Annotated in this window: 9 protein-coding genes and 1 pseudogene; 7 read left to right on the forward strand and 3 right to left on the reverse strand. The window is 73.0% G+C overall.

Annotated features, from left to right (window positions below; all coding sequences use genetic code 11):
• Nucleotides 1-132 precede the first annotated feature (132 nt).
• Nucleotides 133-11319, forward strand: a pseudogene (locus ABD329_RS26150) (SDR family NAD(P)-dependent oxidoreductase); the annotation flags it as partial.
• A 90-nt stretch (nucleotides 11320-11409) separates the two neighbouring features.
• Here the strand turns inward: ABD329_RS26150 and ABD329_RS26155 are convergent.
• The 3 genes from ABD329_RS26155 to ABD329_RS26165 form a co-directional block, all read right to left on the reverse strand.
• Nucleotides 11410-12774: a YihY/virulence factor BrkB family protein gene (locus tag ABD329_RS26155; protein ID WP_309142809.1), complete on the reverse strand. Its 1365-nt coding sequence runs from the start codon at nucleotides 12772-12774 to the stop codon at nucleotides 11410-11412.
• Nucleotides 12775-12994: 220 nt separating this feature from the next.
• Complete coding sequence (locus ABD329_RS26160) at nucleotides 12995-13549, reverse strand: hypothetical protein (RefSeq protein ID WP_138917019.1); 555 nt, start codon at nucleotides 13547-13549, stop codon at nucleotides 12995-12997.
• Nucleotides 13550-13754: 205 nt separating this feature from the next.
• Nucleotides 13755-14957, reverse strand: coding sequence for a helix-turn-helix domain-containing protein (locus ABD329_RS26165; RefSeq protein ID WP_344316984.1), 1203 nt, complete (start codon nucleotides 14955-14957; stop codon nucleotides 13755-13757).
• A 73-nt stretch (nucleotides 14958-15030) separates the two neighbouring features.
• On the opposite strand from ABD329_RS26165, the gene ABD329_RS26170 reads away from it, so the two are divergent.
• From ABD329_RS26170 to cysC, 6 genes are all read left to right on the forward strand, one after another.
• Entirely contained in the window at nucleotides 15031-15564 is a 534-nt protein-coding gene (locus tag ABD329_RS26170) for a GNAT family N-acetyltransferase (protein WP_198279472.1), read from the forward strand.
• A 92-nt stretch (nucleotides 15565-15656) separates the two neighbouring features.
• Nucleotides 15657-15740, forward strand: coding sequence for a putative leader peptide (locus tag ABD329_RS26175; RefSeq protein ID WP_309471194.1), 84 nt, complete (start codon nucleotides 15657-15659; stop codon nucleotides 15738-15740).
• Nucleotides 15741-15959: 219 nt separating this feature from the next.
• Nucleotides 15960-17654: a nitrite/sulfite reductase gene (locus tag ABD329_RS26180; protein ID WP_198279471.1), complete on the forward strand. Its 1695-nt coding sequence runs from the start codon at nucleotides 15960-15962 to the stop codon at nucleotides 17652-17654.
• Complete coding sequence (locus ABD329_RS26185; protein WP_020867772.1) at nucleotides 17651-17836, forward strand: hypothetical protein; 186 nt, start codon at nucleotides 17651-17653, stop codon at nucleotides 17834-17836. Before ABD329_RS26180 ends, ABD329_RS26185 begins: the two co-directional genes overlap by 4 nt.
• On the forward strand, nucleotides 17833-18534 hold the full coding sequence (locus ABD329_RS26190; RefSeq protein ID WP_198279470.1) for a phosphoadenylyl-sulfate reductase: 702 nt from the start codon (nucleotides 17833-17835) through the stop codon (nucleotides 18532-18534). The genes ABD329_RS26185 and ABD329_RS26190 overlap by 4 nt, the downstream gene beginning before the upstream one ends.
• Nucleotides 18516-19106 (forward strand): adenylyl-sulfate kinase, encoded by a 591-nt coding sequence (gene cysC / locus ABD329_RS26195; RefSeq protein WP_198279469.1) that lies wholly within the window; start codon nucleotides 18516-18518, stop codon nucleotides 19104-19106. Before ABD329_RS26190 ends, cysC begins: the two co-directional genes overlap by 19 nt.
• Nucleotides 19107-19233 lie beyond the last annotated feature (127 nt).

Raw genomic sequence — 19233 nt, forward strand, 5'->3', positions numbered from 1 at the left:
CGGTCCTTCCGCCATACCCCCTCCCACCGCCGACTCTTCGCATGGAGCCCCGACATGGACGATGCGCACAAGCTCCGCCACTATCTGACCCGGGTCACCGCGGAGCTCAAGGAGACGCGGGCGCAACTGCGGGTGGCGGAGTCGGCGGCCGCCGAGCCGGTGGCGATCGTGGGGATGAGCTGCCGCTATCCCGGCGGAGTGGCCTCGCCCGAGGCGCTGTGGGAGCTCGTCGAGGGCGGCGGGGACGCCATTTCCGGGTTCCCGGTCGACCGCGGCTGGGATCTGGCGGGGCTGGTGGACCCGGACGGCGAACGGCCGGGTACGTCGTACACCGCCGAGGGTGGATTCCTGCACACCGCGGGCGAGTTCGACGCCTCCTTCTTCGGCATCTCACCGCGCGAGGCGCTGGCGATGGATCCCCAGCAGCGGCTGCTGCTGGAGACCTCCTGGGAGCTGTTCGAGCGAGCGGGCATCGATCCGGCGTCGCTGCGCTCCAGCCGGACCGGGGTGTTCATCGGTGCCAGCTTCCATGACTACGGCAGCAGGCTGCCCGCGATCCCGGAGGAGGTCGAGGGCCATGCCATGACCGGTGTCGCGGGCAGTGTCGTCTCCGGGCGCATCGCCTACACCTACGGGTTGAACGGCCCGGCCCTCACCGTGGACACCGCGTGTTCGTCCTCGCTGGTGGCGATGCATCTGGGAGTGCGGGCGCTGCGCGGCGGCGAGTGCGGGATGGCGATCGTCGGCGGTGTCGCCGTGATGTCCACACCCGATCTGTTCACCGAGTTCAGCAGGCAGCGGGGGCTGGCCCGGGACGGCCGGTGCAAGGCGTTCTCCGCCGCGGCCGACGGCATGGGCGCGGCGGAGGGCGTGGGGCTGCTGCTGGTGGAACGGCTGTCCGACGCCCGCCGCAACGGCCACCAGGTGCTCGGCGTGATCCGGGGCACCGCGGTCAACCAGGACGGCGCCTCCAACGGCCTCACCGCGCCCAACGGCCCCGCCCAACGGCGGGTGATCCAGGACGCGCTGGCCGACGCGGGCGTGGCCTCGTCCGAGGTGGATGTGATCGAGGCGCACGGGACCGGTACGGCGCTGGGCGACCCGATCGAGGCACAGGCGTTGCTCGCCACCTACGGCCGGGACCGGTCCGCCGAACGCCCCGCGCTGCTGGGCTCGGTGAAATCCAACCTCGGTCACACCCAGGCCGCGGCGGGCGTGGCCGGTGTGATCAAGATGGTCATGGCGATGCGCCATGACGTGGTGCCGCGCACCCTTCATGTGGACGAGCCGACGCCGCATGTGGACTGGGACTCCGGTGCGCTGGAGCTGGTCACGGAGAACGCGCCGTGGCCCGAGGCGGAACGGGCACGCCGCGCGGCGGTGTCGTCGTTCGGCGTCAGCGGCACCAACGCCCATGTGATCCTCGAAGCGGCCCCGACGGCCGACACCGCACCCGCATCACCACCCACGGAGGGTCTGCTGCCGTGGGTGATCTCGGCACGCTCCGAGACCGCGCTACGGGCCCACGCAGCGCAATTGCTGACGTTCGCGGCCACGAGCGACCGGCACCTCGCCGACATCGGCTGGACGCTCGCGCGGCACCGGGCGGCGCTCGAACACCGCGCGGTGGTCGTGGCCGCCGACCGGGACACCTTTCTGGCCGGGCTGGACGCCATCGCCACCGGCGAGCCCGCCGTCCATGTGGTCAGCGGCGTGGCCCCGGAAGAGCCACCGTCCGGTGCGGTCTTCGTCTTTCCGGGACAGGGGTCGCAGTGGGTCGGCATGGCCGCAGAACTGCTCGCATCATCGGCGGTGTTCGCCGAGTCCATCGACAGGTGCGCCCAGGCCCTCGCCCCGCACATCGAGTGGAATCTTCTCGACGTCCTGCGCGAGACCTCGGACGACGGCGTGCTGGAGCGGGTGGATGTGGTCCAGCCCGCCCTCTGGGCCGTCATGGTGTCCCTGGCCCAGGTGTGGCGCTCCTACGGCATCGAGCCCTCCGCCGTCATCGGCCACTCACAAGGCGAGATCGCCGCAGCGTGCGTCGCCGGTGTGCTGACCTTGGAAGACGGCGCACGACTCGTGGCACTGCGCAGCCGCCTCAGCGCCCAGGAACTGGCCGGACACGGCGGCATGGTCTCCCTCGCCACCTCCGCCGACCAGGCGCGCGAGCTGCTGACCGGCCGCGACGACGTCTGGATCGCCACCGTCAACGGGCCCACCTCCACCGTCATCGCCGGAAGCCCGAGCGGGCTCGCCGAGGTGGCCGCCGCTGCCGAGAGCGCCGGGCTGCGCACCCGCACCATCCCGGTCGACTACGCCTCCCACACGCCCCACGTCGAACGCATCCGGGACCAGCTCCTCCAGCTCGCCGCACCCATCACCCCCCGCACCGGCGACATCCCCTTGTACTCCACCGTCACCGCCACCCCCCTCGACGGCGACACCCTCAACGCCGAGTACTGGTACCGCAACCTCCGCGAACCCGTCCGCTTCCACGACACACTGCGGATTCTCCAGGCCGACGGCCACACCCTCTACCTCGAAACCAGCCCCCACCCCGTCCTCACCACCGCCATCCAAGAAACCAACGCCCACGCCACCGGCACCCTCCGCCGCGACCACGGTGGCGTCCAACAACTCCTCACCACCCTCGCCACCCTCTGGACCCACGGCCTCACCCCCAACTGGCCCGCAATCCTCCCGCACAGCACCCCCACCAACCTCCCCACCTACCCCTTCCAACGCCACCACTACTGGCTTTCGGCGGCCGAGCGGGTCGGGGATCTCGCGGGCGCCGGGCTGTCCGTGGTGGGGCATCCGCTGGTGGCTGCCGGGGTGAGCATGGCCGAGGGCGGCGGGTTCGTGTTCACGGGCCGGGTCTCCACCCGTACCCACCCATGGCTGGCCGACCACATGGTGCTGGACCGGGTCCTGGTCCCGGGTGCGGCCCTGCTGGAGCTCGTGCTGGGTGCCGGGCAGCACATGGGCGCCGAACGGCTGGACGAGCTGGTCCTGCACACCCCGCTGACCGTGCCGTCCGATGGCACCGCCCTCGACATCCAGGTGGGCATCGACGCCTCGGACGAGCGGGGCGGGTACGCCGTACGGCTGCACTCCCGGCCGCACCGCCCGGAGCAGGACGACGATCCGGCGGACTGGGTGTGTCATGCCACGGGGACGCTGACGGCGTCCGCGTCGTCGCCCGGCGACGAGCACATGGACGCGGACGCGGGGCCGGAGGCCGACGCCCAGTGGCCGCCCACCGGTGCGGAGCCGGTGGACACCGACGCGTTCTACGAGCGGCTGGCGGACCACGGCTACGGCTACGGCCCGGTGTTCCAGGGCGTGGGTGCCGTATGGCGCCGGGGCGAGGAGCTGTTCGCCGAGGTGCGGCTGCCGGAGTCGGCCACCGGTGACGCGGACCGGTTCGGTGTGCATCCGGCGCTGGTGGACGCGGCGTTGCAGACGCGGCTGGTGGGGCTCCTGGAGGGCGAGACGGAGCGGATGATGCCGCTGTCGTTCTCCGGGGCGCGGCTGCGTGCCACGGGCGCGACCGTCGCCCGGGTACGGACGGCGCCCACGGGGCCGGGCGGGATCTCGGTGCGGATGACGGACCTCGCCGGTCTGCCGATCCTCACCGTCGACGAGGTGGTCTCACGGCCGCTGACGGCCGACGCGCTGACGATCGCCACCGGGACGGCCCCGGACTCGCTCTTCGAGGTCACGTGGACGCCGCTGCCCCTCCGGCCGTCCGAGGCCACGGAGCCCATGGCGGTGCTCGGGTCCCCCCTGCCCGACGCCCCCGACGCCCCCGGCGCACCCGTCCACGCCGATGTGGCCGCGCTCCTCGCCGCCGTACGCACCGGCGTACCCCTGCCCCAGCTGGTGGTGCTGCCCGTTCTCCCGGCACAGGCCCCGGACGGGGTGGCCGATGTGCCCGCCGTCGGCCGGGACCGGCTGGCTGCCGTGCTGGAGACGGTACGGGAGTGGCTGAGCCACCCCGAACTCGACGGCGTCCGGCTCGCGTTGCTGACCCGGGGCGCGGTGGCCGCTTTCCCGGGTGAGCGGGCCGAGCTGGCGTCGGCGGGGGTGCGGGGGCTGTGGCGTTCGGTGTGCTCGGAGCACCCGGGCCGGTTCGCGCAGGTGGATCTGGACGGTGCGCCCGAGTCCATGGCCGCGCTGACCGCCGCCCTCGCCACCGGTGAGCCCGAACTCGTGGTGCGCGCCGGAGCGGTGTCCGTACCCCGGCTGGGCCGGGTCTCGCCGTCGGACGCCGGAATGCTGACGGCCCCCGCAGGGGCCTGGAGCCTGGACCTGGACACCGGGGGCACCGTGGAAGGGCTGCGGCTCGTGCCCGCTCCGGGTGTCGAGGAGCCCCTGGCCCCAGGCCGGGTGCGGATCGCGGTACGCGCCACGGGCGTCAACTTCCGTGACGTCCTTGCCTCGTTGGGAGTGGTGTCCGGCGGCGAAAGGCTCTTCGCGGCCGAGGGCGCCGGTGTGGTCCTGGAGGTCGGCCCCGGTGTCGACGGGCTCGCGGTGGGCGACCGGGTGATGGGGCTGGTGTCGGGCGCGTATGCGGGCCCCGTGGCGGTGGCCGACGCCCGGATGGTCGTGCGGATGCCCCACGGCTGGACGTTTCCGCAGGCGGCCTCGGTGCCCGCCGTGTCCCTGACCGCGTACTACGCCCTGGTCGAGCTGGCCCGGGTGCGTGCGGGCGAGTCGGTTCTGGTGCACGCCGCCGCGGGTGGCGTGGGGATGGCGGCCGTACGGCTGGCGCGCCATCTCGGGGTCGAGGTGTACGCCACCGCGAGCGAGCCGAAGTGGCCCGTGGTGCACGGCATGGGCGTTCCGGCCGAGCGGGTGGCGTCCTCGCGCACCCTGGAGTTCGCCGACCGCTTCCTGACCGCGACCGATGGCCGGGGCGTCGATGTCGTACTGAACTGTCTGGCCGGGGAGTTCATCGACGCCTCGCTGACGCTGCTGCCGCGCGGCGGCCGGTTCATCGAGATGGGCAAGACGGATGTCCGGGACGCCGATGAGGTGGCCGCGCGATGGCCGGGCGTCGGCTATCGGGCGTTCGACCTCTCCGAGGCCGGGGCGGAGCGGCTGGGCGCGATGCTGGCGCATCTCGCCGAGCTGTTCGAGGCGGGTGTGCTGGCGCCGCTGCCGGTGACGGCGTGGGACACCCGCCGGGCGCGGGAGGCGTTCCGCCACGTCAGCCAGGCGCGCCACACCGGGAAGGTGGTGCTCATCCCGCCCCGGGACGCGATCGACGGGACCGTGCTGATCACCGGTGGCACGGGGGTCATCGGCTCGGCGGTGGCCCGGCATCTGGTCACCCGCCATGGCGTCACCGACCTCGTCCTCGTCGGCCGCCGTGGCCCGGAGGCCCTTGGTGCTCGCGAACTCATTGCCGAGCTAGCGGAGTTGGGCGCCACGGCCCGGGTGGTGGCGTGTGATGTGTCCGACCGCGCCGCGCTGGGCGCGCTGCTGGACGGCCTGCCGGAGCTGCGCGGTGTGGTGCACGCGGCCGGGGTGCTGGACGACGGTGTGGTCTCCGCGCTGACCCCCGAGCGGCTGGACACCGTGCTGCGCCCCAAGGCGGACGCGGCCTGGTATCTGCATGAGCTGACCCGGGACCGGGATCTGGCGCTGTTCGCGCTCTTCTCCTCCGCCGCCGGGGTGCTGGGCCCGGCGGGCCAGGGCAACTACGCGGCCGCCAACGCGTTTCTGGACGCCCTCGCCCGGCACCGCCGCGACCAGGGCCTGCCCGCACACGCCCTCGCCTGGGGCCTGTGGGGCGAACGCGGTGCGATGACCGGTGGCCTGGGCGCCACCGACCTGGACCGGATGCGCCGTCAGGGCGTACGGCCGCTCACCACCGGCCAGGGGCTGGCGCTCTTCGACGCGGCCATACGGGCGCCCCGCGCGCTCACCGTTCCGGTGCGGCTGGACGTGGCCGCCCTGCGCCGCCACGGCGAGCCCGCGCCGCTGCTGCGCGGGCTGGTCCGTACGACGGCGGTCCGGCGCGGCGCCGCCAGCACGGCCACCGGCGGCGGACTGGGGGATCGCCTGGCGGCGCTGCCCCCGGCGGACCGCGAACGCGCGCTGAGCGACCTCGTACGGGTCCAGGCCGCCGTGGTGCTCGGGCATACGGACGGTGGCGCGGTGGCCGGGGACCGCTCCTTCAGGGACCTGGGCTTTGACTCTCTGACCGCCGTGGAGCTGCGCAACCGGCTGGGCACGGCCACCGGGCTGCGGCTTCCGGTGACCGCCGTCTTCGACCATCCGACCCCGGCCGCGCTGGTGGCCGAGCTGCTGCGGCTGCTGGTGCCGGAGCGTGCGGCCGCTGTCGCACCCACCTCCGCGGCGGTGGCCGCGGATGACGACGACCCGATCGCGATCGTCGGGATGAGCTGCCGCTTCCCCGGCGGGGTGCGCTCGCCCGAGGAGCTGTGGCGGCTGCTCGCCGAGGGGCGGGACGCCATCGGCCCCTTCCCCGACGACCGCGGCTGGCACGCCGAGCTGGGTCGCCCCGGCGCGCCCGGGACCCATGCGCCGGCCGGTGGCTTCCTGTACGACGCGGCCGACTTCGACGCCGAGTTCTTCGGCATCTCGCCCCGGGAGGCACTGGCCACCGACCCCCAGCAGCGGCTACTGCTGGAGACCACCTGGGAGGCGTTCGAACACGCGGGCATCGACCCCACCGCGCTGCGCGCCACCCCGACCGGGATCTTCGCGGGGCTGATCTACCACGACTACGCCACGCGCTTCCCCGAGCAGTTGGCCGACGGCTTCGAGGGCTATCTCGGCAACGGCAGCGCGGGCAGCGTGGCCACCGGCCGGGTGGCCTACACCCTCGGGCTCGAGGGCCCGGCCGTCACCGTGGACACCGCGTGCTCCTCATCGCTGGTGGCGCTGCACCTGGCCGCGCGGGCGGTACGGCAGGGCGAATGCGGCCTCGCGGTGGCCGGTGGGGTGACGGTCATGTCGACCCCGCGGCCGATCGTGGAGTTCAGCCGGGTCGGCGGGCTCGCTCCCGACGGGCGCTCCAAGGCGTTCGCCGCCGAGGCCGACGGGATGGGCTTCGCCGAGGGCGTCGGCATGCTGGTGGTCGAGCGGCTGTCCGACGCCCGCCGCCACGGCCACCGGGTGCTGGCGCTGCTCCGGGGCTCCGCGCTCAACCAGGACGGCGCGTCCAACGGCCTCACCGCGCCCAGCGGCCCGGCCCAACAGCGCGTGATCCGGAAGGCGTTGGCGAACGCGGGGCTCACGGCGGCCGATGTGGACGTGGTCGAGGCACATGGCACGGGGACGTCGCTGGGCGACCCGATCGAGGCGCGGGCGCTGCTCGCCACGTACGGCCGGGACCGGCCCGCCGACCGGCCGGTGGTGCTGGGCTCGGTGAAGTCCAACCTCGGCCACACCCAGGCGGCGGCCGGGGTCGCGGGCGTCATCAAGATGGTGCTGGCCCTGCGCCACGGCGTCGTACCCCGCACCCTGCACGTCGAACGCCCCACCGAGCGGGTGGACTGGACGGCCGGTGCGCTGCGGCTGGCCACGGAGCACGAGGAGTGGCCCGCGGCCGATGCGCCGCGGCGTGGCGCGGTGTCGTCGTTCGGGATCAGCGGCACCAACGCCCATGTGATCCTGGAGGAGGCGCCGGACGCCGCCATCGCCGCCGAACCGGCGCCCGGGGCGGTGGCGGTGCCATGGGTGCTCTCGGCGAAGAGCGCCGACAGCCTGCGTGACCAGGCCCGCAGGCTGTGGGAGCGGCTGGCCGCCGATCCGGACCTGGCGCCCGCCGATGTGGCCCGCTCACTGCTGTCCCGGGCCGTCTTCGGCCGGCGCGCCGTGGTGATCGGCCGCACCCGGGAGGAGTTCCTGGACCGGCTGGCGGCGCTCGGCCGTGGCGAACCGGCCACCGGTGTGGTGCGGAGTGTGTCCATGGACCGGTCCGTGGCCACCGACCGGTCGGGGCCGGTGTTCGTCTTCCCCGGGCAGGGCTCGCAGTGGGCCGGGATGGCGGCCGAACTCCTCGACGCGTCAACGGAGTTCGCCGACGCGTTCGGCGAGTGCGCCCGGGCACTGGCCCCGTATGTGGAGTGGTCGCCACTCGACGTGGTGCGCGGGCGCCCCGGCGCGCCGTCGCTGGACCGCGTCGATGTGGTGCAGCCGGTGCTGTGGGCGGTCATGGTGTCCCTGGCGCGGGTGTGGCGGTCCCATGGGGTCGAGCCCGCCGCGGTGGTGGGGCATTCGCAGGGCGAGCTGGCGGCGGCGTGTGTCGCGGGAGTGCTCTCGCTGGAGGACGCCGCCCGTGTCGTCGCGCTGCGCAGCCGGCTGATCGGCGGTGAACTGGCCGGGCGGGGCGGCATGGTCTCGCTGTCCGTGCCGGTGGACGAGGCCGGGAAGCTGGTGGCGCCCTGGGGCGAGCGGCTCTGCGTGGCCACCGTGAACGGGCCCGGTTCGACCGTGGTCGCCGGGGGCGCGGCGGCGCTGGACGAGCTGATGGCGGCGTGTGAGCGGGACGGGGTGCGGGCGCGCCGCGTCCCGGTGGACTACGCCTCGCACACCCCGCAGGTCGAACGGATCCGTGAGCGGCTGCTGGAGCTGGCCGCGCCCATCACACCCCGCCCCGGCGAGGTGCCGATGTACTCGACGGTGACCGGCGCCCTCCTCGACGGCGCGAGTGCCGACGCGGAGTACTGGTACCGGAACCTCCGCGAGACCGTACGGTTCGAGCAGGCGACCCGCGCCCTGGCCGACGCCGGACACACGGTGTTCATCGAGGTGAGCCCGCACCCGGTGCTGATCCCCGGGATCGAGCAGACGGTCGAGGAGCGGATCGGGCGGACTCCGCGCGACACCTCGACAGCTGTGGTGGTGGGCACGCTGCGGCGGGCCGAGGGCGGCCGGGAGCGGCTGCTCACGGCGCTCGCGGAGCTGTTCGTGGCCGGCGGCGCGGTGGCGTGGGCGACCGCGTTCGAGGGCGGACGGCCCGTCGATCTGCCGACGTACGCGTTCCGCGCGCGGCGGTACTGGCTGGACGCGCCCGAGCGCACCGGGGACGTGGGCGGCGCCGGGCTCACGGCAGTGGCCCATCCGCTGCTGGCGGGGGCGGTGGCCCCGGCCGGGAGCGACACGGTGCTGTTCACCGCGCGGCTGTCGCAGACCACTCACCGCTGGCTCGCCGACCACGCGGTGCTGGGCGGTGTGGTGCTGCCGGGCAGTGTGTTCCTCGACTGGGCGCTGTACGCGGGGCGTACGGTCGGCTGCCCGCGCCTGCCCGAACTCACCCTCCGGGAACCGCTGTTCCTCCCCGCCACCGAGGCGGCGCACCTCCAGATCCAGGTGGGCGAGCCCGATGCGGCGGGTCGACGGGAGCTCACCGTGCACTCCCGCCGCGAGTCGGCCGAGGACCTGGCAGCGGGATGGGCCTGCCATGTGCGGGCCGTCGTGGCACCGGATCCGGCGGGCCCGGAGCAGGGTCAGGACGGCGGGGCCACGGCCGCGTTCGCCGAGATGGCGGGCGTCTGGCCGCCGCCCGGTGCCCGTGCCGTCGACCTGACGGGCTTCTACGACCGGCTGGCGTCCGACGGCTTCGACTACGGCCCGGCCTTCCGCGGTCTGCGGTCGGCCTGGCGGCGCGACGGGGAGGTCTTCGCCGAGGTGGAACTGGGCGAGGGGTCCGGTGGTGGCCCGGTGGACGGCTTCGCGCTGCACCCCGCGCTGCTCGACACCGCCCTGCACGCGATCGGCCTCGGCGGGTTCTTCGACCGGGCGGAGTCGTCGGGCGCGCCGATCCGGATGCCGTTCTCCTGGACCGGTGTCCGGCTGTACTCCACCCCGGACACCGCCCCGGACATCACCCCGCCCGCCACCGTACGGGTGCGGCTGTCCGCCGTCGGCCCGGATGCCATCGGTGTCCATCTCACGGACGACGGCGGTCATCCGCTCGCGCACGTCGCTGAGTTGACGCTGCGGGCGGTGTCCGCGGACCGGTTGCAGGCGGCCGCGGAGGAACGTGCGGCCCGTCCCGTACGGCGCGCACGGCCGGGCGCCCGGCCGCAGGACACCGCCGCCGCCGAGCGCGTCCTGGACGCCGCGCCCGAGGACCGGGAGCGGCTGCTGGCGGGCCTCGTCCGGGAACAGCTGCGCGCGGTGCTCCACCACGAGGCGAACGCGGAGATCGGCCCGGACACCGAATTCCTGGCGCTCGGCATGGACTCGGTGCGCGGGATCGATCTGCGCGACCGGCTCGCCACGCTGCTCGGGATCCGGCTGTCGGTCACGGCGACGTTCGAGCACTCGACCGTGGACCGGCTCGCCGGGCACCTGGCCACGCTGGTGGACAGCCGGGCCGCCACCCGGCCGAGCGCGCCCGTGCCGGAGGAGATCCAGGAGCAGACCGCGCCCGCGACCGAGCCGGACGGCTCCGCGCCGCCGCCGTCCGCCATCGAGCTGGAGCTGGCGAAGGCCACCGCGGCCCCGGAGTCGGACCCCTACGACAGCCTCACCACCCTGTACCACCAGGCGTACGCCAGCGGCCGGGCCCAGTCGGTTGGCATGGCGCTCATCCAGGCCGCGGGCCGGCTCCGGCCGTCCTTCACCGCCGAGGGCGCCGCCGACCACATCCTCCCGCCGGTGAAGATGGCCAGTGGCGACGGCACCCGGGCCACGCTGGTGTGTCTGCCCGCCATCACCGCCACCGCCGGGCCGATCCAGTACGGGATGATGGCGCAGATGTTCGAGGGCAGGCGGGATGTGCTCTCGCTGGTCAACCCCGGTTACCTCGAAGGCGAGTTGGTGGCCGACAGCTTCGACGCCCTGATCGAACTGCACCTCCACCAGCTGCGCGCGGCCATCGGCGCCGAGCGCTACGTCGTGGTGGGCCACTCCATGGGCGGGCTGCTCGCCTACGCCCTGGCGGAGCGGGCCGAGCGGGCGGGGCTGCCGCCCGCCGCGGTCGTACTGCTCGACACCTTCGAGGCCACCCACCAGTTCTCCGAGAAGACCCACATCGCGCTGAACGAGGGCCTGGACTCCCGGGAGCAGCTGCTCGGCGACTTCGCGCTGACCGGCGCGAAGCTCTCGGCGAGCGGTCGCTACAACGCGCTGCTCATGGAGGAGTGCGCCCTTCGGCCCGTCCAGAGCCCGACGTTCTTCCTCAGCGCGGCCGAGCCCATGCCCCACCAGGACGAGGGGTTCGAGGGCGATGCGTGGCGCGCGGTCTGGCCCTTCCCGCACACCGCCCGGGCCACCCCGGGAGATCACTTCACCATCATGGAGCACCACCTTCCCGAGACCACCGAGGCCATCGAGAACTGGCTCACCGAACGCGGTCTGTGACCTCGCGGCGCCCGCGGCGGGCGGGCGCGGCGAGGTCAGCGCGCGGTCAGCGCGCGGTCAGCGCACCGGGTGGTCGTCGTCCGCCGCGGTGTCGTCCGCGCCGTCCGCCGCGGACCGTACCTCCGGACGCCTCGGACCCTGCCGGGGCGTCCGGGGCTCCCCGGCCGCCTTCCCCGAGGGCTGAGCCGGACCCGAGGGCCGTGCCGTCTCCGGGGGCCGTGCCGGGCCCGAGGGCTGATCGGCGGGCCGACCGGCGGGTTCCCCGGCCTTCCCTGCCTTCCCGGTGGCCTTCTCCCCCGGCTTCTCCCCCGGCTTCTCGCCCGCCTCGCGCTTCGTGTGCAGCCGGGAGCGTATGTCGCCGTGCGGCAGGAACTGGGCCCAGCGCTCGGGGAACTCCGACGGCGGGGTGATCTCCGCCGCGCCGTCGTCCGCCGTGCGCTGATCCTTCGCCCGCAGCCGGGCCGTCTCCTCCCGGGCCCGGGCGGCGCGCTCCGCACGTCCGGCGGCCGTGGCCACCGAGGGCCAGACCCGGTCGATCGCGGCGTTGACCGCCGCCCCGACCAGCACGGCGAAGGCGGACACCCCGATCCACAGCAGCACCGCGACGGGGGCGGCCAGCGAGCCGTAGATCGTCGGGCCCTCGACCGTATGCACCAGGTAGATCCGCAGCAGAAAGCTGCCCAGCACCCATATCGCGAGGGCCACCAGCGCCCCCGGGATGTCCTCCGGCCACGGCGAGCGCACCGGTACGGACACGTGGTAGAGCGTGGTGAGGAAGGCGATGGAGAGCAGGATCACCACCGGCCAGTACAGGACCGGTACGAGATCCCCGCTGGACGGCAGCAGGTCCACCACCGCCTCCGGCCCGATCACCATCAGCGGCAGCGCCACCGCCCCGATCACGAGCGCCACCAGATAGAGCAGGAAGGACAGCAGACGGGTCCTGACGATCCCGCGCTTCCCCTCCAGCCCGTACATGATCGTGATGGTGTCCACGAACACGTTCACCGCGCGGGAGCCGGACCACAGCGCGATGGCGAAGCCCAGCGAGATCACATCGGGACGGCCGCCCTTGATCACATCGTCCAGCAGCGGCCGGGCGATCTCCTTGACGCCCCGGTCGGACAGTACGGTCGCGGAGGCGTCGAGGATGTTCTGCCGGATGGTGGCCACCGTGTCGGTGCTGGTCCAGGCGTCGAAGTAGCCGAGCAGTCCGATCAGGGCGAGCAGCAGGGGCGGCAGCGACAGCAGGGTGAAGAAGGCCGCTTCGGCGGCGAGCCCGGTGACCCGGTACTCCATACAGGAATTGATCGTGTCCTTCAGCAGCAGCCAGGCCATCCTGCGCTTGGACACATTGCGGTACAGGGCGCGGGCCTTGCGGAGCCGGCCGGACGGCTTCGATGTTTCTTCTGCTGGCTGCACCTTCTCACCGTATCCGGCGCTTTCACCACCGCTCATCCGGTGACCAGGCCGAATCGACGCAAAAAGCCGCCGCACAGGCATTGGCGGAGGGGATGCCGCGCCGACTCGGCACCACCCTCCGCCCGCCGGGCCCACTGTCCGTGCCGGGTACAGCGAAGCGCAAAGGTTGCGCCGCGTTGCAGCCGGCCGGACGGTCGGTGGGAGCGCTGGGGCCGCGGGGTCAGCAGCCTCCGCAGTTGTAGTAGGTCACGTCCCAGTGGTTGCTCTCGCGGGCGTAGACGTTGCCCGAGCCGGACTTGTACTGCTGGGCGCCGTCACCGGGGCGCGGGCCGATGTTGGTGAAGGTGCCGGTGATGTAGTTGCTGAGGCAGCTGGTGGGGCTGAAGTCCAGCTTGTAGCCGTTCCAGTGGCTGTACGTACCGGAGGCGTGCCCGGTCTCCGTGCCACCGGTGATGGTGAGCGCGCAGCCGGTGGCCCCCTTCAGGGTGATGGCACCCTGGACGGTGGTCAGGTTGATCTGCTCGAACGAGGTACAGGTGGGGTTGTTGCGGTCCGAGCAGCCCCCGCTGGACGTCCAGGAGATCCCGGCGCCGCGCAGCCGGTTCGCCGCGTCGGAGTGGCTGAGCTTGGTCACCGCGGCGGCGGAGGGCGCGTCGGCGGCCACGGGGGCGCTGGGGGCGGCAGCCGCGCTCTGGGCGGTGGACACGCCGGTGGCGGCGAGGACCGCGCCACCGAGCAGGGCGCCGAGTCTGATCCGGGTGCTGGTCACAGCCATGGTCGTCTTCGTCTCCTTCGTCTGCGGATCCGTGGACCGTCGAGGACGGCGGCAGCACGATCCCAGCCCTCCGGGTCGGGCGGGCGACTCACCGGGGAAATCGGGACAGCGGGATCGGAAACCGTCCTTGAGCTGCGGGGACGGCGGGGGCTGGGACGCCCGGTGGGATGCCGGGCGGGATGCCGAGCGGCGCGGCATGCGGTGATCAGCCCTTCGATCCGGCGCGGTAGGCGCGGTCACAGGCCCTCCAGGCGCTGAAGTCATGGGTGAGCGCCCACAGCCGATGGGCCGCGCGGATGTTCCAGTCCGGGTCCAGCGCCTGCTCCCGGGTGCCGCCCAGCTTGCGCAGCGTGCCGTCGTACAGCTGGAAGACGCCCCAGTTCCGGGTGGCGTTGGAGTTGGGCAGCGTATAGAGGGGATCGAGGTACGAGGCGCAGTCCGCGATGCCGACCGCGCGCTCGGGGTCCTCGGTGAAGACCTCGCGGATGCGCCGGGTGACCCGGTCCGGTGTCCAGCTGTCGAGCGGCTTGCCCTCGTTCTCGTACAGCGCCCGCTTGGTCCGCTCGTCCACCGATCCGTCGGGCGTCAGCCCACTGCGGAGCTGGAACACCACGACACGCATCTGGGTGACCGGCCCGAACGCCCCGTCGACGTCGAGCCTGCCGCCCGCGCGGGCGAGCAGCGACTGGAGTTCGTGCACACACGCGTCCGACTGCCCCATGCTCACCACGACCGGACAGCGGGAGGACAGCAGCAGCCGGTCGCCCGATGACCCGCCCGGCCCGTTCGACCCGCCCGATGACGTCAACGCCTTCCCTAACAGCGCGGCGGCTACCCCGGCGGCGGCGAAAACGGCCAGGGCGAGCACGGCGAGCAGTGGCCGGAGACGCGGCGGCGACACGGCGGAGCCGGGCTCCGGGGCTGGGTCCGGGTCCGGGCCCGGGTTCAGGTCCGGGTCCAGGTCCGGGTCCGGGTCCTGAGCAGTGCGCAGGGGCTCCGGTTCCGTGGCCACGCCGGGCCCCGGCCCCGCCCCCGTCTCGGCATCCGGCCCACCCGCCGTCTCAACCCGTGAGACACCCTCCGTGACAGCCCCGGCAGCCCCGGCCCGGCCCGCCGACACCGCGGCCGGCGCCCGCGACCCGGCCCGTTTGCGCTCCGCATCCGCCAGCACCCACCGCCGATGCAGCTCCAGCAGCTCCTCACCGCTGGCCCCGCACACCTTGCCGAACCGCGCGAGCACGTCGTAGTCGCCGGGCACGCTCGCCCCCGAGCAGTAGCGGTGCAGCGCCGACGCGCTCACCCCGCTGCGCGCCGCCAGCGCCGCGTAGCTGCGGTTCGTCCTCCCCTTGAGCTCGCGCAACAGCTCCGCGAACTCCTCCATGTCCCCGTTGGCCCCGTTCCCGGACACCCCGACCCCGCCCTCCCCGCTTGAGCGATACCCGTCAAGGCGAGTCAACGGCGTCCATGGTTATCTGTCCACCGTGACTACCACCGTGACCACCTGGCACCTGGAGCAGACCGCTCCCTCCGATCTCAGCCCGGCGCAGGAGCCGCCCGCCACGGCGGGGGTGCGGATTGCCCGGGCCGAGGTGCCGAGCCCCGAGTTCAGCCACTTCCTGTTCACGGCGGTGGGCTCCGATGTGTCGTGGACCGACCGGCTGGTGTGGTCGCGGGAGGCGTGGGAGGAGCATCTGCACCGGCCCGGCGTGGAGACCTGGGTGGCGTACGAGCGCGGGACCCCGGCCGGGTACATCGAGCTGGAGGGCCAGGACGAGGGCGTGGTGGAGATCGTGTACTTCGGCCTGCTGCCCGCCTTCCGGGGCCGCCGCATCGGCGGGCATCTGCTGACCTGGGGGACCTCCCGCGCCTGGGACATGGCCGACCGCTGGCCGGGCCGGGTGCCGACCAAGCGGGTGTGGCTGCACACCTGTAGCAAGGACGGGCCGTACGCGCTGGACAACTACCGCCGCCGGGGCTTCCGGGTGTTCGACGTCAAGACGTCGGACGAGGAGTGACCAACACCACAACGTCTTGAATCTCGAGACAGATTCGTCCGCATAGTGGATTAAGGTGGACTCGTCAGAGACCACCATGCGACGCTTCCCTCATGTCTCGAGCTGGAATTGCCTTGGTGAGTCGACGCCACGTCGACCTCGGCCGCATGTCCAGCGCGATCTGTCCGGCGGGCTGACCCGCACTTCGACAGGGCCGTCACGAAGGCCCCGGGCAGCACCACCACATCTTCCGCACGCCCCCGACGACGTGGGCGAGCGCGCACGTCTCGACACTCCCCGCCGCATGTCGCACCGGTCACCGCCGTACACCCTGCCCGCCTGCGCATGCGCAGGTCAGACGGTGCGCGCTCGTACGACCCGCCGCACCTGAGCCGCTCAGAAGGACACACACCGCCATGGCTGCCACCCCGGAACGCGCAAGCGCTACGCCCCGCCGCAAGGCCGGACGCCACCGCGGCGAAGGCCAGTGGGCCGCGGGGCACTTCACCCCCCTCAACGGCAACGAGCAGACCAAGAAGGACGATGACGGTCTCAATGTGCGGACACGCATTGAGACGATCTACGCCCACCGAGGCTTCGACTCCATCGACGGCGCCGATCTGCGCGGCCGGATGCGCTGGTGGGGTCTGTACACCCAGCGCAAGCCCGGGATCGACGGCGGCAAGACCGCGATCCTGGAGCCGGAGGAGCTGGACGACGAGCACTTCATGATGCGCGTCCGGGTGGACGGCGGCCGGCTGACCACCGAGCAGCTGCGGGTCGTCGGCGAGATCTCGGAGGAGTTCGCCCGCGGCACCGCCGACATCACCGACCGGCAGAACATCCAGTACCACTGGATCCGGATCGAGGACGTGCCCGAGATCTGGAAGCGGCTGGAGGCCGTCGGGCTGTCCACCACCGAGGCGTGCGGTGACACCCCGCGTGTGATCATCGGCTCGCCGGTGGCGGGGATCGCCGAGGACGAGATCATCGACGGCACCCCCGCCATCGAGGAGATCCACCAGCGCTACATCGGCAGCAAGGAGTTCTCCAACCTGCCGCGGAAGTTCAAGACCGCGGTCTCCGGCTCGCCGGTGCTCGACGTGGTGCACGAGATCAACGACGTCGCGTTCGTCGGCGTCCGCCACCCCGAGCACGGCCCCGGCTTCGACCTGTGGGTCGGCGGCGGGCTTTCCACCAACCCCAAGATCGGCGTCCGGCTCGGCGCCTGGGTCCCGCTGGAGGAGGTCCCGGAGGTCTGGGCCGGGGTCACCTCGATCTTCCGCGACTACGGCTACCGGCGGCTGCGCAACCGCGCCCGGCTGAAGTTCCTGGTCGCCGACTGGGGCCCGGAAAAGTTCCGCCAGGTGCTGGAGGACGAGTACCTGGGGCGCCCGCTGTCCGACGGCCCGGCGCCCGAGCAGCCCGTCCAGCAGTGGCGTGACCACATCGGCGTCCACCGCCAGCGGGACGGCCGCTACTACGTGGGCTTCGCACCGCGCGTCGGCCGGGTGGACGGCGCCACCCTCACCAAGATCGCCGACCTGGCCGAGGCCCATGGCTCCGGGCGGCTGACCACCACCGTCGAGCAGAAGATGATCGTGCTCGATGTGACCGAGGACCAGGTGGAGTCGCTGGTCGCCGGGCTGGAGGCGCTGGACCTCCAGGTCAAGCCGTCCCCGTTCCGGCGCGGCACGATGGCCTGCACCGGTATCGAGTTCTGCAAGCTGGCCATCGTCGAGACCAAGGCGCGCGGCTCCTGGCTCATCGATGAACTGGAGCGCCGGCTGCCCGAGTTCAACGAGCCGATCACCATCAACCTCAACGGCTGCCCGAACGCCTGCGCCCGTATCCAGGTGGCGGACATCGGTCTCAAGGGCCAGCTGGTCATGGACGACGACGGCCAGCAGGTCGAGGGCTACCAGGTGCACCTGGGCGGCGCCCTGGGCCTGGAGCCGGGCTTCGGCCGCAAGGTGCGCGGGCTGAAGGTCACCGCCGCCGAGCTCCCGGACTATGTGGAGCGGCTGCTGCGCCGCTTCCAGGAGGAGCGCGAGGACGGCGAGCGCTTCGCCACCTGGGCCGCGCGGGCCGAGGAGGAGGCCCTCACATGACCGAGCGTGCCGCGCCGTTCTACTGCCCCTACTGCGGGGACGAGGATCTGCGTCCCTCGGAGGAGGGCCACGGCGCGTGGGAATGCGCGTCCTGCAACCGCGCGTTCCGCCTGTCGTTCCTCGGGCTGCTGGCCAAGGGCCTGCGGCGCGACCCGATCGATGAAGGGGGCACGGCGATATGACGACCCGGCTTGAGGACACCGATCTCGAAGGACTCGCCGAGAAGGCGGGCCACGAGCTCGAGGACGCCCCGGCGCTGGACATCCTGCGCTGGGCGGCGGACACCTTCGGATCGCGTTTCTGCGTCACCTCCTCGATGGAGGACGCGGTGGTGGCACACCTCGCCTCCCGCGTCTTCCCCGGTGTCGATGTGGTCTTCCTCGACACCGGCTACCACTTCCCCGAGACCATCGGCACCCGTGACGCGGTGGCGGCCGTGATGGACGTCAATGTCATCACCCTGACCCCGCGCCAGACGGTGGCCGAGCAGGACGCCGAGTACGGCCCCCGGCTGCACGACCGCGACCCCGATCTGTGCTGCGCCCTGCGGAAGGTGCGGCCGCTCGAGGAGGGGTTGCGGGAGTACGACGCCTGGGCCACGGGACTGCGCCGGGACGAATCGCCAACGCGCGCCAACACCCCGGTCGTTGGCTGGGACGCCCGGCGCCGCAAGGTGAAGATCTCCCCGATCGCCCGCTGGACGCAGGCGGATGTCGAGGCCTATGTCGCCGAGCACGGCGTGCTGACCAACCCCCTGCTGATGGACGGCTATCCGTCGATAGGCTGCGCGCCCTGCACCCGTCGGGTTCTGGAGGGCGAGGACAACCGGTCCGGCCGCTGGGCGGGTAGCAACAAGACCGAATGCGGGCTGCACGGCTGATGGCTGTCGACCAGGAGAACGAGATGAGCGCCCCCACGACCACCGGTGCCACGGTGTGGCTGACCGGTCTGCCGAGCGCGGGAAAGACCACGATCGCCTATGCGCTGGCCGAGCGGCTGCGCGGCGAGGGCCGCCGGGCGGAGGTGCTCGACGGGGACGAGATCCGCGAGTTCCTCTCCTCGGGCCTCGGCTTCTCCCGCGAGGACCGGCACACCAACGTCCAGCGGATCGGCTTCGTGGCCGAGCTGCTGGCCTCCCACGGGGTCACGGTGCTGGTGCCGGTCATCGCGCCGTACGCGGACAGCCGCGAGGCGGTGCGCAAGCGCCACCAGCGCGAGGGCACCCCGTATCTGGAGGTCCACGTGGCCACGCCCGTCGAGGTGTGCTCCGAGCGGGACGTCAAGGGGCTGTACGCGAAGCAGGCGGCGGGCGAGCTTTCGGGTCTGACCGGTGTGGACGACCCCTACGAGGCCCCTGCCGACCCGGATCTGCGCATCGAAACCCACAGGAACAGCGTGCAGGAGTCGGCGGCCGAGGTGCGGTTGCTGTTGAGTGAAAGGGGACTGCTGTGAGCCACCCACGCGCGGCCACCGCGTCACGGGCGATGGCGCTCCCCGCACCGGGGCGGCGTACCCACAGCGAATCGGCCGATATGACGGGAAGCTACTACCGCAGCCGAGCGAACGAAAGGGGCGCGGC

The sequence above is a fragment of the Streptomyces javensis genome, from assembly GCF_039525925.1.
Classification (GTDB): Bacteria; Actinomycetota; Actinomycetes; order Streptomycetales; family Streptomycetaceae; genus Streptomyces; species Streptomyces asiaticus.

Excerpts from the sequence above, each read along its gene's own strand:
- ABD329_RS26160 (WP_138917019.1), bottom strand. The coding sequence starts at position 13,549 with ATGGCTGTGACCAGCACCCGGATCAGACTCGGCGCCCTGCTCGGTGGC.
- ABD329_RS26175 (WP_309471194.1), top strand. The coding sequence starts at position 15,657 with ATGTCTCGAGCTGGAATTGCCTTGGTGAGTCGACGCCACGTCGACCTC.
- ABD329_RS26180 (WP_198279471.1), top strand. The coding sequence starts at position 15,960 with ATGGCTGCCACCCCGGAACGCGCAAGCGCTACGCCCCGCCGCAAGGCC.
- ABD329_RS26185 (WP_020867772.1), top strand. The coding sequence starts at position 17,651 with ATGACCGAGCGTGCCGCGCCGTTCTACTGCCCCTACTGCGGGGACGAG.
- ABD329_RS26190 (WP_198279470.1), top strand. The coding sequence starts at position 17,833 with ATGACGACCCGGCTTGAGGACACCGATCTCGAAGGACTCGCCGAGAAG.
- cysC (WP_198279469.1), top strand. The coding sequence starts at position 18,516 with ATGCGGGCTGCACGGCTGATGGCTGTCGACCAGGAGAACGAGATGAGC.